Source organism: Burkholderia pyrrocinia, assembly GCF_018417535.1.
In the GTDB taxonomy this organism is placed as follows: domain Bacteria; phylum Pseudomonadota; class Gammaproteobacteria; order Burkholderiales; family Burkholderiaceae; genus Burkholderia; species Burkholderia pyrrocinia_E.
The window spans coordinates 2,642,072-2,656,842 of sequence record NZ_CP070978.1; the positions used below are offsets into that span (position 1 = coordinate 2,642,072).

Sequence of the window (14,771 nt, forward strand, 5' to 3'; positions counted from 1 at the left end):
GTTATGCGAACGTCGGCCCTGCGGCCCTTCGCGGTCGTCGGTCTGGTCGCGCTGATAGCACTCCTCAGCGCCTGCGGCGACGACCTGAATGCAGACCCCGCGCCCGTCGCGCAGCAGAAGGCGGCATGCGGCGGCGGCGTTGTCGCCACCGCGCAGATGCGCTGCCCGCCGGGATTCACCGCGCCCGCATCCTCGCCCGCTTCCTGATACCGGTCGTTCCAACCAGAAATCCAATCAAGAGCAACCAGCATGGCCACCCATTCGCGACGCGATTTTCTGAAGTTCTCCGCCGGCCTCGCCGGCGCGACCGCCGCCACCGCACTGCTTCCCGAATCGATCCGCAAGGCGCTCGCGATCGAGCCGAATACCGTGACGGGCACGATCCAGGATGTCCAGCACATCGTCGTGTTCATGCAGGAAAACCGCTCGTTCGACCACTACCTCGGGCACCTGAGCGGCGTGCGCGGCTACAACGACCGCTTCCCGGTCACGCTGCCGAACGGCAAGCCGGTCTGGTTCCAGCCGCGGCAGGAGGACAAGACGAGCGTGATCGCGCCGTTCCGCTATGACACGACCAACCCGGGCGTCAACGCGCAGTGCATCGGCGGCCTGCCGCATACGTGGGCGACGACGCACGGCGCGATCGACAACGGCCGCGCGGACCAATGGGCGGTGCAGAAGACCAACATGACGATGGGTTGCCACGTCCGCGACGACATCCCGTTCCATTACGCGCTCGCGGATGCGTTCACGGTGTGCGACAACTACTTCTGCTCGATTCCGGGCAACACGCACCCGAACCGCATGTACCTGATGACGGGCATGGTCGATCCGCTCGGCACGGGCGGCGGCCCGCTGCTCGACAACACCGACTACATCGACAACCAGTTCGACAAGATCCAGCTGCCGCCCTTCAGCTGGAAGACCTACCCGGAGCGGCTCGAACAGGCCGGCATCTCGTGGCAGGTCTACCAGCAGGGTACCGGGTTCGACAATTTCACCGGCAACTACGGCACGAACATGCTGGCGTGCTTCAACAACTTCGTGAATGCGCCGGCCGGTTCGTCGCTGCAGACGCGCGGGATGAGCACGCGCCCGATTACGCAACTGAAAGCCGACGTGCAGGCGAACGCGCTGCCGCAGGTATCGTGGCTGCTGCCGCCCGCCGCGTATTCGGAACATCCGAAGTTCACGCCGCTGTATGGCGCCTACTACCTGTCGACGATCCTCGATGCGCTGACGTCCAATCCGGACGTGTGGAGCAAGACCGTGCTGCTCGTCATGTACGACGAGAACGACGGTTTCTTCGACCATGTCGTGCCGCCGCAGGCGCCGACGCTGCCGGGCTCCGGCATGAGCACCGTGGACGTGTCGCTCGAGCGGCACAACGTCGTGACCGCGACGCAGACCGGCACGTATACCGCCGACAACCTGCCGTACGGCCTCGGCCCGCGCGTGCCGATGTTCGTCGTATCGCCGTGGTCGAAGGGCGGCTTCGTCTGCTCGCAGGTCTTCGATCACACGTCGGTGCTGCAATTCATCGAGAAGCGCTTCGGCGTGACGGAAACGAACATCTCGCCGTGGCGCCGCGCGATCTGCGGCGACCTGACGTCGGCGCTCGACTTCTCGAAACCGGATGCCACGTTGCCGACCTTGCCGAGCACGCAGGCGTATGTCGCGCAGGCGGACCTGCAATGCACGCGTGCGTCGTCGCAGACCGCGCCGGCCAGCACCGCGCAGCAGGTCGTGACGGCTCAGGAGCCCGGCACGCGGCCGGCGCGCGCGCTGCCTTACGAATTGCATGTGACCGGCCAGCTTCAGGCGCAAGGCTATGCGCTCACGTTCGCGAATACCGGCACGCAAGGCGCGCACTTCTGGGTCTATACGGGCGATCCCACCGCGATGCCGCGCCGCTACACGGTCGAAGCGGGCAAGCAGTTGACCGACACGTGGGCGCTCGACGCGAACGGCAACTACCTGGTGAGCGTCTGGGGCCCGAACGGCTATTTCCGGCGCTTTGCCGGATCGGCGGCCGCGGACGCCGGCGCGAAGCCTGAAATCACCGCGTGCTATGACGCCGCCAACGGCGACGTCTACGTGACGTTCGCCAATGCGGGCAGCAGCGCGCTGACGGTCACGGCGACCGATGTCGCGTACGGCGGGGCGGCGCGCACGCTGACGATTCCGCCGGGGCAGCGCGTCGAAGCGCACTGGGACCTGTCGTGCAGCAGCCACTGGTACGACCTGCAGTTCGCGATCGCGGGGAATGTGGGCTGGACGCGCCGCATCGCGGGGCACGTCGAAACCGGCAAGGCCAGCATCACCGATCCGGCCGCGGTGGCGCCGACGATGACGGCGATCTGACGGCAACCGGCGTGTGCCGGCCGGTTGAATCCGGCCGGCACACGCGCTGGCGATGTCGATGTTGCAGAGGTGGCGTCAGGGCAGCAGCCCGTCGTCGTGCGCCATCATCAGCGCACGCATCGCGGACCACATGCCGTAGTAATGCACGATGTAGCTGTCCGCGCGGCGAAACAGCCAGGGCGTGTTGAAGCTGACGAGATCGGCCACGCCTTCGCCGTGCAACTGCCCGTCGCGCTCCATCGCGCGAATGAAATGCACCTGGTCGCCATCGCTGGCATAGACGCTCGACCTGTCCTGCAGCGCGGCGATCGTCGCCATCATGTCGCGCAGCATCGCGTCGTTGCGTTCGGTGCGCCGGAACGCCGGAACGCCATCACGCCCGAGTTGAACGCCCACTGGCCGATATCCTGCGCGAGCAGCCAGTCGCGCCCTTCGAGCAGCGGCTCCAGCGCATTCTGCTGATCCGCGATCAGCACGTCGGCGTCGAGCCACACGACCCATTCATGGTGCTGCGGTACGCATGCAGCAGCCAGGGCTTGAACCAGTTGCCGGTCGCGTTCAGTCCGATCTCGGCGGGAATGTCCCGATGCACGTGGAGCGTATAGCCGTGCGCGTCGCAGTAGCGCCGGAAATTCCGTTCGGCGATGTGCGCATAGCTGCCGATGTTCGGCGTGTAAAGCGTCATCAGCGCAATCGGGCAGCCGGGATTGTAGGTGCTGCGCTCGGCGGATTCGTCCGGCGCATCGGCTGCGTCGTGATCAAACGAGAACATCGGCCGGCCGGCGGCACGGCATCGATTGACGTACGCGACGAGCGTGTCGCGGAAACGGGGCGTCGCGCCTTTCCGCTCGGGATCGTGCGGCGTGTCGTCGATGCCGATCGCGAACGTCGGTTCGCGGCTCCACATGTGATCGAGGTCGGGGCTGGTCGGCATGACCGGATACAGCCCGTCGATCTGCGTCATGTAGGGATGCGTGTCGAGATCCGCGAACAGCGCGGCTTCCGACGTCAGCCGCGGCTCGCTGCCGAGCTTGCACCGCTGCACGAGCCGCATCGCGATCGCCCGCACGGCCGCCGTGTTGCGCCAGACCTGCACGTCGACTTGCGGCAGCGGGGCGGCGAACGCGTCGAGAACAGCATGTCGCGCCCGGTCATCAGGCGATCCAGCGCGATGGGTTCGATGATCGCCGCGTCTTCGCTGAGGAGCAGCACGAGTTCGTCGGGCTGCGCGCCGCGCAGCACATGGAGCAGCGATTCGTAGCGATGCAGCGGCCGTAACGGCAGCGCCTGCGGCATCGCCGACGCATCGACGATCTCGTGACGATACCCGTGCGCGTGCGCGTACTGCCGGTGATTCTCGAGGCTGGCCGGCGCGTCGTGACTGAAATGGCTGAGGACGATCAACGTGCGCTCCGAAGATCGGGAAGGGGGCGATGGCGAGTGAGCCGCGCGGTGTTTTTCAGCGCCGAATCGCGGCCGGGCACGCTTTTCCATGCGTACCGCCTCTGTTCGTCATCGAGGGTCCGGAGGACTGGCGCGGCGTCGAGTTCCATTCTGTCGGCTTTTTTCCAATTGCGTTGCGGCGCAGTCGTTTCTTGTCCGTTTGAGTGCCGACACCCCCGACAACTCCGGTGGCGCAGCTGGTCGCCGGAGTATCGCATAACCGTTTCGGGGATTTAATTTTCATTATCGACAATTTCGTATTCGTCTCATGGATTTTGTTGTGACGATTTGCTTAACTCGGGAAAATCTGCCGGCATCGCATTCCTGAGGTTATAGCGAATGGGCATGCCGATGTATGTAACTCATCATGCAACGGTGACCATGCGAACCATTCAGGATGTGCTCAAACACCCGAGCGCGATCGTTACCCAGTCACTTCATCTCGAAATCGCGACGCTTGCCTCTGCGCTCTCCGTGGTCGAACAAGGGAGATGGTGGCCAGCGGCGGTGCGTCGATGACCATCGAGAACGGCGGCGTTGTCTTCAATTGTCCCGGCGAATTCCGCATCAGGGCAGCCTCATTCACGTTTGAGGGGCCCCGCCATACGTCCGTCAATCTTCCGCAATTGCCGGTGAGCGACTACCAGCCCAACGCCAGATACAGCCACACACAGTAACGATCATGATCATCAGCCCGCCATTTTTGCCCGAAGCAGGTCTCGCGGCCCCGACCGGGACGAATCCCGATCCGATGATGGACGCAGTAGACAAGTTCGAATGCGCTCACGGCATCTATCCGATCGCCTTCGATCGGCGCTGGCATTGTGGTGTGCATCTTCAGCCGAATACAAAGGGCGAGGTGTATGCGATCGCCGATGGCGAGGTCGTTGCCTACCGGGTGTGTCAGCATGGGGTTGACAGCGGCACGAGCCATACCGGCTTTGTGTTGCTCAAACATACAACCGAGACTGGCGAAGGCCGTGCGCTGACGTTCTATTCGCTCTACATGCATCTGTTGCCATTGGTGGAATACCGGGAGCACCGTGCGGACGCTAAGGAGATGCCCGAGTTCCTGCGCATGCCGACTGGCCCGGTGAGCAAGGGACAGGTGACGCCGGCGGTCTCGGGTGAGGGCAAGAAGGTCCGGCGCAAGGACGTGCTGGGGTGGCTTGGAAAATATGAAGGCATGCCGCATTTGCATTTCGAAATCTTCATGTTGCCGGCAGATTTCGATGCTTATTTCGGGCATACGCAACTGGGTAACAGCACGCCTACCCCTCCTGCTCCTACTGAAACGGACTGGTGGGGGCATGCGTACTTTGTCATTCCAGCAGGCAGCCAGTTTCGCCGTCTGCCTGAAAAGGCCGATGCCCACAACAAGTTACACGGAGTCGCATTCAAGCCAGGTCACGAGGGCTCGAATGCCCTGCCGTTGCTTGTCGAGACGTACTTCAGCCTCGGTTCGAAATACACCAATGTCTGGAGTGTTGCGCAAGACGGCACACGCACGCTGCTCACGCCACGGCCCGTCGAGGAAAAGGACTACGAATACGATCTATACAAGCGTGCTACGGCGCTTTATTCGTCATGTCCGAGCGACGGTTACGAGTTGCTTCGGTTTGGACGCATCTTGTCTCCATCCCAAACCCTGGCGGCCGATGCCCGCGTGACCTGGATGCGGGTCAACTGGGCAGCAGACAAGGCCGGCTACGTTGATATCAATGATTCAAGCATCCAGAAATTCTCCGATGCGGACTTCCTGTCTTTTATGGGCTGGCAGAAAGTCAGCGAGGACAATACCCCGTTCGGCAGCGATGGGTTGTGCGACGTAGACGCGCTGAAGAAGCTGCTGAAGGATGGCGCGGACCATGCAACGCCCGCGGCCGAAGGGGAAACGCCGGAAGCCCACAAAACGAATGCACTCTCGGCCTATGTAAAAGGTAACGCGCTGGTGCGCCAGCAATTGTGTGGCCTTATCTGCAATGCGCCGAGTGAATGGGATAGTACAAACAACGAGGAACGCTTCGCGGGACTGCTCGATGAGGGAGGCTACTACCACGGCAATGACACGGGCTACAACGATTTCATGAAGTATCTGAAGGAAGTTCAGTTTTGGAACAAAACGAGGCTTCCGGCAGGACAGAAGCTGTGGTTTTTCCATCCGCTGGCGTTCATTCGGCACTTCAGGCGGTGTGGATGGCTAACCAACGACGAACTAGCGGCTACGTTTCCTCGCTATCCGTTCTATACGGAAAGTGGTAGCCCTCGGAGGGCTATTGCAACCAATAACGATATTTATCGGGTAACGCTAGCAATTGCTCGTCGACGTGTAAAAAATCACATGTTGGTGCTCAATAATTGCCTTAGGAAGTATATAGGTAGCGACTCAAAGAGAATTGCCATGTTTTTGGCGCAAGTGGTATTGGAGACGGCCCAATGGCGCGATTTTGGTGGCATAAGGCGTCTTATGCATGAATGGGGTTTCGGTCAATATTCTTCTACCAATCCGGCGACGCAATACTATGGCCCATTTTACGGGCGTGGGATTATGCAACTTACATGGGCCGCTAACTTTGAGGCATATGGGAAGTATCGAGCTATTTCTGACAACGCTACTGGCTCTTACGTTGAGCGGTTGCCTGGTTCGCGTCACCGTATCACTGCGATCTCGCAGCACTACTCAGTGAATCCGAATGACGGTGGGCATTTGATGCTCTGGTCGCCGCGTTACGACCCGGATATTGTCGCGGAGAATGCTGACTATGCATGTGACTCTGGTGGCTTTTATTGGGTATCAAAATCATTTTCTCAGGGATTGAATATTAATAGAGTTGTCGACAGGGAATTTTCTGCTTCGAGTGTGGATTTTGTGAATCGGCTCGTTAATGGTGGTGGAAACGGGTACTACGAGAGACAGGCGTACTCGGTATTTATAATGCGCGTCTTGGGTGATGGGGTTGACGCTGTTGGGGAAGTATTGATTAATTCTCCTCGTCCAAAAAAAGCAGTTTTGGCAAACATGCTTAGGCCGGAGTGATCTGTGAAGATTGTCAAAATTATTGTGACTGTGGCGGCACTCACTATATCTTTCTTGACATGTGCTGCTGATATTTCAAAAACTTTTGCTCCGTCCCAAGGTGTCGTGGCTGTAGTGGAAATCAAAGGCCTAAATTTGGTTTGGAGGCTATCCGGAAAGAATGGGATTAGGCAGGGAGAGGTGGGTCTCGATACGGAAAACCCATCGAGTATCGAGATCGGGAGTTATGATTTTAGCGGGAGACTTGGTTTTTTGGTGTCACATACAGACGATGGAAAGGGGACATACGAAGTCGATAGGGTTTTCACATTTTCCCCATTGTTTAATGAGTTTGTGGAGAGATTCCCGTCATGTGGGGACGAGTTTGCTAACCTTAGGGTAGATAAAAAGAGGAGATACCTGGTTAGTACTTATTGGGATAAAAATGTCCCTAAGAGGTGCATCACTAGGTTGCCGATAGAAAGATGATGGGTGGGTTATTTTAATCGACGACACGAATGCGAAATCGCCGATTCACAAAGGCGAAAAACTCGAATACGGCGGCGAAGTCACAAGCGTCTCGCCCTGGACCGAATTCATGGGCAGGCCGTTTGCCCGCAGGGGCGACGACGCGACCTGCGACCTGCACGACTAGACCGTCATTGACGGGGGCGCGGACAAGTTTCCCGATCCGCGACCACAAGCGGTTACATGGAGCAGCGACTCGTAGCGATGCAGCGGCCGCAATGGCAGCGCCTGCGGCATCGCGGACGCGTCGACGAACTCGTGACGATACCCGTGCGCCTGCGCATACTGCTGGTGATTCCCGAGGCTGGCTGGCGCGTCGTGACTGAAATGGCTGAGGACGATCATCGTGTGCTCCGACGCTCGGGACGTGGGTGACGACGAGTGATACACGGGGTGCTTTTTCAGCGCCGAGTCGCGGCCGGGCATGTTTTTCCGTGCGTGCCACCTCGGTTCGTCATGGATTGCCCGGAAGGCTTGCGCGGCGTCGCGTTCCATTCCGTCAGCCTCTTTTTCCAATAGCGTTGCAGCGAGGTCGTTTCTTGTCCGTCAGAGTGCCGACACCCCCGACAACTCCGGTGGCGTAGCTGGTCGCCGGAGTATCGCATAACCGTTTCGCGGATTTGATTTCCATTACTGAAAATTTCGTATTCGTCTCATGGATTTTGTTGTGACGATTTGCTTAACTCAGGAAAATCTGCCGGCATCGTATTCCTGAGGTTATAGCGAATGGGCGTGCCGATGTATGTAACCCATCATGCAACGGTGACCATGCAAACCATTCAGGATGTGCTCAAACACCCGAGCGCGATCGTTACCCAGTCTCTTCATCTCGAAATCGCGACGCTTGCCTCTGCACTCTCCGTGTTCGAATTCACGCTCACGGAGGCGATGAACACGCCATTTCTAGCCGATATCACGGTTACGTCTGCGGACAAGCATATCGAGGGCGCGGCCTGCGTTGGGCGGCCGGCGATCTTCATGATCGACGAGCATGCATCGGTGCCGTCCCTGCCGGGGTTAATCGACCCCGTGCGTCACACCGCACGCACCGTGCACGGTATCGTCACGCAATGGACGCGGATCAAGACCACGCGTGACGAGGCAACCTATCGACTGCATCTGAAGCCGCGCTTCGCGCTGCTCGAGTCGGTGCATGACTCGGCCGTGTTTCTCGACCGATCCTTGCGCGAGTTGCTCGCCGACGTGATCGTCGATCGCGATCTGTTCGAGTCCTTCGATATCGAGTTTGAACTGGAAGGGCTTGACGGAAAGTTCGAACAAACCGTGATGTACGAAGAGACGGTCGCGAATTTTATCGACCGGCATTGCCGCCGCGCCGGGGTCTATTACTACTTCAAACAGGCGACGAAAGAAGACGGCCCGCAACGCGATACGCTAGTGTTCGGCAATACGGCGCGAGGCTATGTGCGTGCGCTCGAAGTGCCGTTGCTGCCGCACTCTGGTCTGATGGGGTGGCACGAGGCGATCCTGACGTTGGAAACCACGCGCGCGCTGGTGCCGCAGACGATACGCGAATGGGATCACAACTATCGCACTCCCGACGATCCGTTGCAGGTCGAATCGGTCGTGGCCCACGACGACCGCTCAGTCTATGGGAGCGTGAACCGCAGCATCGAGCACTTCCATTCGGTCGCGGAGGGGCAGGCGTTGGCTGACGCGCGGCGTGACGAACTGCTCACGCGGCAGATGCGTCTCGCGGGAACGAGTAACGTGATTGGCATGACGCCCGGCATGGTGGTGCAGATCGCCAATGACGTGGTGCCCGAAGCGCCACACGGGATCGTGATCACGAAGCTCGTCACGACCGGCAGTCGCAGCCGGTCGGTGACCAACACGTTCGAAGCGATCCCCGCGCACCAGACCTACCGGCCGGAATATGTGCCCGAAAAGCACTGGCGATGGATCACCGGCATGCTGACCGGCGTGATCGAGTCGGGCGATGATGAACCGTACGCGTGGATGGACGAATACGGCCGCTACCGAGTCAAGTTCCTGTTCTCCCGGCACAGCGGCAAGCGTGGAACGAACAGCATGCCGTTGCGCCTGCTGCGCACGTCTGCGTCGTATCAGGGCGGCCTGCACATACCCCTATTGCCAAGAACGGAGGTGCGTATTGTCCCGACGCAAGGCAATTGCGATCGGTTACTGATTGCCGGGGCGCTTCATGACTACGCCCGCCGGGATCCGGTGCATGGCAAGGTGGGCTGGTATAGCCGCGCCGTGTTCCGTTCACCGTTGCTTGGCAACAAGCTGCGCTTCGAAGATTTGAAAAATCACGAGGGCATTCGGCTGGCAACGGTGTTCGGGCGGTCGTCGCTCAACCTCGGCTATCTGGTCGACAGGGAGAAGAACAAGCGCGGCGAGGGCTTTGAACTGACCACGCAGCACTGGGGCACGGTTCGCGCGCCGAAGGGGCTGTTTTTCTCGACGGACGCAGCAGCCGGGTCCGAGACGCCGCACCTCGATATGCCTGCCGCTATCGCGCAGCTCAAGGCAGCTTTGCAGCGCGTAACGGACCTCGCGGCAGCGACGACGCAAGCCAAGGCCGACCCTGCGGACCGTGCGGCGCAGGCGGTACTGCTCGATGGCCTGAATCAGCTTCGCGATGCGGGGTTACTGGCGAGCGCTCCTGGCGGCATGGCGTTCGTCACACCGAAATCGACGCAGCACTCGGCGGGCGAGAACGTGATCGTCACCGCAGGCCAGGACATGGATGTAAGCATCGTCAAGCGACTGCGGATGGTGGCGGGTGATCTGATCTCGCTGTGCGCGCACAGGCTGGGCGTCAAGATTTTCTCGAAAGGGAAAATCGAGTTGCAGGCACAAGGCGCACCCATGGATCTCTTTTCCGACCAGCAATTGCATGTGTCGAGCGCCAGCGCGAACGTGCTCGTGAACGCCAAGACAAGGGCGATGGTGGCCAGCGGCGGCGCGTCGATGACCATCGAGAACGGCAGCGTTGTCTTCAATTGTCCCGGCGAATTCCGCATCAGGGCAGCCTCATTCACGTTTGAGGGGCCCCGCCATACGTCCGTCAATCTTCCGCAACTGCCGGTGAGCGACTACCAGCCCAACGCCAGATACAGCCACACACAGTAACGATCATGATCATCAGCCCGCCATTTTTGCCCGAAGCAGGTCTCGCGGCCCCGACCGGGACGAATCCCGATCCGATGATGGACGCAGTAGACAAGTTCGAATGCGCTCACGGCATCTATCCGATCGCCTTCGATCGGCGCTGGCATTGTGGTGTGCATCTTCAGCCGAATACAAAGGGCGAGGTGTACGCGATCGCCGATGGCGAGGTCGTTGCCTACCGGGTGTGTCAGCATGGGGTTGACAGCGGCAAGAGCCATACGGGCTTTGTGTTGCTCAAACATACAACCGAGACTGGCGAAGGCCGTGCGCTGACGTTCTATTCTCTTTACATGCATTTGTTGCCGTTGGTGGAATACCAGGAGCACGGTGCGGCTTCTAAAGAGCTGCCTTACGAGTTCCTGCGGCGGCCGACTGGCGAGGTGAGCAAAGGGCAGGTGACGCCGGCGAAATCCGGGAACGAAGATCAGAAGGGCCGTCTAACAGTCAAGCGCAAGGATCTACTGGGGTGGCTCGGGTGGTATCAGGGGATGCCTCATTTGCACTTCGAAATCTTCATGTTGCCGGAGGATTTCGACGCCTATTTTGGGCATACACAACTCGGCAAAAGCACACCTACTCCTTCTACAGGAACGGACTGGTGGGGGCATGCGTACTTCGTCATTCCAGCAGGCAGCCAGTTTTGCCGCCTGCCTGAAAAGGCCGATGCCCACAACAAGTTACACGGAGTCGCATTCAAGCCAGGTCACGAGGGCTCGAATGCCCTGCCGTTGCTTGTCGAGACGTACTTCAGCCTCGGTTCGAAATACACCAATGTCTGGAGTGTTGCGCAAGACGGCACACGCACGCTGCTCACGCCACGGCCCGTCGAGGAAAAGGACTACGAATACGATCTATACAAGCGTGCTACGGCGCTTTATTCGTCATGTCCGAGCGACGGTTACGAGTTGCTTCGGTTTGGACGCATCTTGTCTCCGTCCCAAACCCTGGCGGCCGATGCCCGCGTGACCTGGATGCGGGTCAACTGGGCAGCAGACAAGTCCGGTTACGTTGATATCAATGATTCAAGTATCCAGAAATTCTCCGATGCGGACTTCCTGCCTTTTATGGGTTGGCAGAAGGTCAGCGAGGGCAATACCCCGTTCGGCAGCGATGGGTTGTGCGACATAGACGCGCTGAAGAAGCTGCTGAAGGATGGCGCGGACCATGAAACGCCCGCGGCGGAAGGGGAAACGCCGGAAGCCCACAAAACGAATGCGCTCTCGGCCTATGTAAAAGGTAACGCGCTGGTGCGCCAGCAATTGTGTGGCCTTGTCTGCAATGCGCCGAGTGAATGGGACAGTACAGGCAATGAGGAACGTTTTGCGAGACTGCTCGACGAAGGCGGCTACTACCACGGCAATGACAAGGGCTACAACGATTTCATGAAGTATATGAAGGAAGTTCAGTTTTGGAACAAAACGGGGCTTCCGGCAGGGCAGAATCTGTGGTTTTTCCATCCGCTTGCGTTCATTCGGCATTTCAGAAGATGCGGCTGGTTGACCTTGCGGGAGCAGACTCAATTGCTACCTCGTAATTCAATATCTGATGCCGGTGGGCATATCTCATGGGAAGAGAGTAGAAGACGATTTTCAGAGGGAAATGACGATGCTCGGGGGCAATTGCCCCAACGGATGTGGTTGGCGCTCAATCGTCTATATCGTAAATATGGATTTGGCAGCAGCCTTCGGAAAGCACATTTTCTCGGCCAGGTATTCAAAGAAACAGGGGCTCTATGTTCGACAAGGGAAAACGGCGACACGAATTATTTTCGTAAAATGTACGAAAACTATTCCGCGAGTGATGCGGCCTACGATTTTGATCATAAGAACGCGTGGCTGGATAGGCTTGGATTTTTAAAGGGCCGGGACCGGGCAACGTACATAGCTCAGCGACCAGGAGAAGTTCATAATAAGGCGGTTGCTGGTGAGAATACACAGTTAGGCGATGGCCCTCGTTTCTGTGGTCGTGGGTTAATTCATTTAACTTGGAGAAAAGGTTATCGCGAGTATAGCGAATATCGCTCCAAGGATTTTACGAGTGATCCTAATCCACTTCTTCTTCAAAGCGATGCGGAAGTGGCAGCAGATTCTGCTGGCTATTTCTGGGCTAAGACTAGCATTGACAGAAAGGCTGACAAGGGGGCGAATGATCGTGATGTCAATGCATGCTTTGGCTTGGTGGGAGGCGCGGGTGGATTGCCCGCACGTCAGCAGTTCTTTCGATATACCTATTTTATCCTTAATGATGCATCGGATTTTCCGGTGGAAAACACTTTAAAGCGTCAAGACGGTGAATGATTGCCATTTTCGCTACTTTAAAGGTATTGAGCTTGATTGGTGTCTGAAATTTAAAGATGCCGGGGAATTTTTTTTGGGGGCATGGAAATTAACTGTTATGGATAATCGGCGAGATTTTTTGTTAAGTATATCGCTGGTGACATTTTTTTTGCTATTTGTGCCTTTGTCGCACGCGACCGGCGTTCCGATCGTCGTTCAGGATGCAATAAATAATCGCACTGACGAGAGTCATAAATTGCAGCTGCCAATCATCGATGCTGGTCCAGCGATGAAAGGAGTGTATATTTATTTTTTGATGAATACGTCTAACGTGCCGGGTTATGCTGAAGATAATAGACCCTACATGCTTGATGCTCATCTGCTATTTTATGACGAAAGCCACATATGGCATGACGTGCTATTTGATCGTTATGTGAAAGATGATGGGGTCCCGGAAGTTTCTACTGTATTTTTCGTGAATGCGGATCATGATCTGAAAAATAAGGAGGTTGTTGTTTTGGTGCGTACACCTCTTAATCACTACGACTACGGTGGGGAATATTACGACGGTCATATCTACAAACTGACTGGTGATCCTCGAACGGGGGTTGTCTTTGCTGGGCTGCAAAGTGATGCCAGTGCACCTTTCTTAGATCAATGTGAATGTGGTTTTCGCGATGGGCGATCAACGCATGCGCGTTATAAAGATGCTGAATCGATTCGTAAGGCGCTTGCGAAAAAGTATCCAACTTCCCCGTTGCGAAGTAAGTGATTTTTGTGGAGAAAATTTGTTTTATGTGCCAAATATTACCGAAGATGATGATTAATAGTCCATATTTCTACCGGATATTGGCCCCGCGGCCCCGACTGGACCGACGTTTGATCCGATGATGGACGCGGTGGACAAATTCGAATGCGCTTACGACATCTACCCGATCGCCTTCGATCGCCACTGGCATTGTGGTGTGCATCTTCAGCCCGATACTAGACTTGCTCAATGAGAACGGTAATGAATGTGATGTCAGCGGTGGGCATCGTAGCGTCTTCGCCTGAATGTAAGGAGGGCAGCCGGTTGCAACGCCGATTCCCACGCATGATGGTCTCGGCTGCTAAGATTTTCTTGTTCGCCATGTGTGTTGCTACGGCTGGCGAATCGTTCGCCGGATCTGAGAATTACGCAGCCGATTACGACTGTCGCGCGTTAGTTTTCGATAACGACGATGACGATGTGTTGTCGTCTTACAATCATTCATTTGGTAAGCCAGATGAAATATATTGGAATAGAAACAGCCTGTGCGTCGCGTTCCTTTCTGCCGGCAGTCTAACGCCATTTTTAGGCGCGACGGACGAGTGGGGCAACTGGCTTAACAGCAGGATCGCACTCACGGTACATCGCAACGATGATCCTGCTCTTCCCGGCGTCGATCGGTGTAGGGGCAGTGTCAACTATGACGCCTGCGTGGAAAATGCCGTGTTTTCGATCTACGGTTTTCGCCGAGACGAGCGACAACGTTGGAGACTCCGTACATACCAACCGGAAAACGGCTTCGGAATTAGTCTTGAGCAGTCGATGTCGAACACTGTGGATGGAACCATTGAGCGTCCGGATGGCATCACGGTATTCGGTGCGTGGAGGCATCCGTATATATTCCCAGGTAGACCGAAAAAGTGGTGGGTCACGCTATATGTAATCCGTCATACGCCGTTTGGCTACGTAATGCTTTCGAGCGGGACAAACAGTCCTCCACCACTTTTAATTCCGCAGGAACCGACGCCAGAATCCTACGCACAGACGATCCCGTTGATCAACAGGCTCGTGCAAATCGTACAAAGCGTGCGTGTAGAGTAAGTTTGAAAAATCAGAATCGAAGGTCACCGGGAACCGTTCTCGGTGCGGCTGCAATCCGAAAAGTGCTCGTTGCAAAGTGCGGAAGTAGAACGTGAATTAGATGAGAGACAGCAAGCCCAAAAAATCCATACTTATC

13 protein-coding genes and 1 pseudogene are annotated in these 14,771 nt (G+C 57.4%); 9 read left to right on the plus strand and 5 right to left on the minus strand.

Annotated features, from left to right (window positions below):
* The first annotated feature begins 3 nt into the window (after positions 1–3).
* Together JYG32_RS30040 and JYG32_RS30045 are read left to right on the plus strand one after the other, a co-directional pair.
* The gene (locus JYG32_RS30040) at positions 4–207 is read left to right on the plus strand and encodes a hypothetical protein (protein ID WP_174381138.1); all 204 of its coding nucleotides are present in this window, start codon (positions 4–6) and stop codon (positions 205–207) included.
* A gap of 42 nt (positions 208–249) precedes the next feature.
* A complete protein-coding gene (locus tag JYG32_RS30045; protein WP_213266017.1) occupies positions 250–2,364 on the plus strand; it encodes a phosphocholine-specific phospholipase C in 2,115 nt (704 codons plus the stop codon).
* A gap of 75 nt (positions 2,365–2,439) precedes the next feature.
* On the opposite strand, the gene JYG32_RS39155 is transcribed toward JYG32_RS30045, so the two are convergent.
* From JYG32_RS39155 to JYG32_RS39170, 4 genes are read right to left on the minus strand one after another with little or no spacing between them, the layout of a single operon-like run.
* Positions 2,440–2,697, minus strand: coding sequence for a hypothetical protein (locus JYG32_RS39155; RefSeq protein ID WP_249744707.1), 258 nt, complete (start codon positions 2,695–2,697; stop codon positions 2,440–2,442).
* Complete coding sequence (locus JYG32_RS39160) at positions 2,682–2,858, minus strand: hypothetical protein (protein WP_249744710.1); 177 nt, start codon at positions 2,856–2,858, stop codon at positions 2,682–2,684. The genes JYG32_RS39155 and JYG32_RS39160 overlap by 16 nt, the downstream gene beginning before the upstream one ends.
* Positions 2,834–3,460, minus strand: coding sequence for a hypothetical protein (locus tag JYG32_RS39165; protein ID WP_249744712.1), 627 nt, complete (start codon positions 3,458–3,460; stop codon positions 2,834–2,836). Before JYG32_RS39165 ends, JYG32_RS39160 begins: the two co-directional genes overlap by 25 nt.
* Complete coding sequence (locus JYG32_RS39170) at positions 3,373–3,768, minus strand: hypothetical protein (protein WP_249744716.1); 396 nt, start codon at positions 3,766–3,768, stop codon at positions 3,373–3,375. The genes JYG32_RS39165 and JYG32_RS39170 overlap by 88 nt, the downstream gene beginning before the upstream one ends.
* Before the next feature lie 721 nt (positions 3,769–4,489).
* Between JYG32_RS39170 and JYG32_RS30055 the strand changes: the two genes are divergently transcribed.
* From JYG32_RS30055 to JYG32_RS39620, 3 genes are read left to right on the plus strand one after another with little or no spacing between them, the layout of a single operon-like run.
* A complete protein-coding gene (locus JYG32_RS30055) occupies positions 4,490–6,844 on the plus strand; it encodes a M23 family metallopeptidase (RefSeq protein ID WP_213266018.1) in 2,355 nt (784 codons plus the stop codon).
* Positions 6,845–6,847: 3 nt separating this feature from the next.
* On the plus strand, positions 6,848–7,312 hold the full coding sequence (locus tag JYG32_RS30060; protein WP_213266019.1) for a hypothetical protein: 465 nt from the start codon (positions 6,848–6,850) through the stop codon (positions 7,310–7,312).
* A 43-nt stretch (positions 7,313–7,355) separates the two neighbouring features.
* Positions 7,356–7,478, plus strand: a complete 123-nt coding sequence (locus tag JYG32_RS39620) for a PAAR domain-containing protein (RefSeq protein ID WP_349631819.1) — start codon at positions 7,356–7,358, stop codon at positions 7,476–7,478.
* A 53-nt stretch (positions 7,479–7,531) separates the two neighbouring features.
* On the opposite strand, the pseudogene JYG32_RS39625 reads toward JYG32_RS39620, so the two are convergent.
* A pseudogene (locus JYG32_RS39625) lies at positions 7,532–7,696 on the minus strand (galactosyl transferase GMA12/MNN10 domain protein); the annotation flags it as partial.
* A 423-nt stretch (positions 7,697–8,119) separates the two neighbouring features.
* On the opposite strand from JYG32_RS39625, the gene JYG32_RS30070 reads away from it, so the two are divergent.
* The 4 genes from JYG32_RS30070 (at position 8,120) to JYG32_RS30085 (ending at position 14,635) form a co-directional block, all read left to right on the plus strand.
* The gene (locus JYG32_RS30070) at positions 8,120–10,471 is read left to right on the plus strand and encodes a type VI secretion system Vgr family protein (RefSeq protein ID WP_213267508.1); all 2,352 of its coding nucleotides are present in this window, start codon (positions 8,120–8,122) and stop codon (positions 10,469–10,471) included.
* Between the two features lie 5 nt (positions 10,472–10,476).
* Entirely contained in the window at positions 10,477–12,807 is a 2,331-nt protein-coding gene (locus JYG32_RS39180) for a M23 family metallopeptidase (RefSeq protein WP_249744720.1), read from the plus strand.
* Positions 12,800–13,558 carry a hypothetical protein gene (locus JYG32_RS30080; protein WP_249744722.1) on the plus strand — a complete coding sequence of 253 codons (759 nt, stop codon included), beginning with the start codon at positions 12,800–12,802 and terminating at the stop codon, positions 13,556–13,558. Before JYG32_RS39180 ends, JYG32_RS30080 begins: the two co-directional genes overlap by 8 nt.
* A gap of 237 nt (positions 13,559–13,795) precedes the next feature.
* Positions 13,796–14,635, plus strand: coding sequence for a hypothetical protein (locus tag JYG32_RS30085; RefSeq protein WP_213266020.1), 840 nt, complete (start codon positions 13,796–13,798; stop codon positions 14,633–14,635).
* The last annotated feature ends 136 nt before the right edge of the window (positions 14,636–14,771 follow it).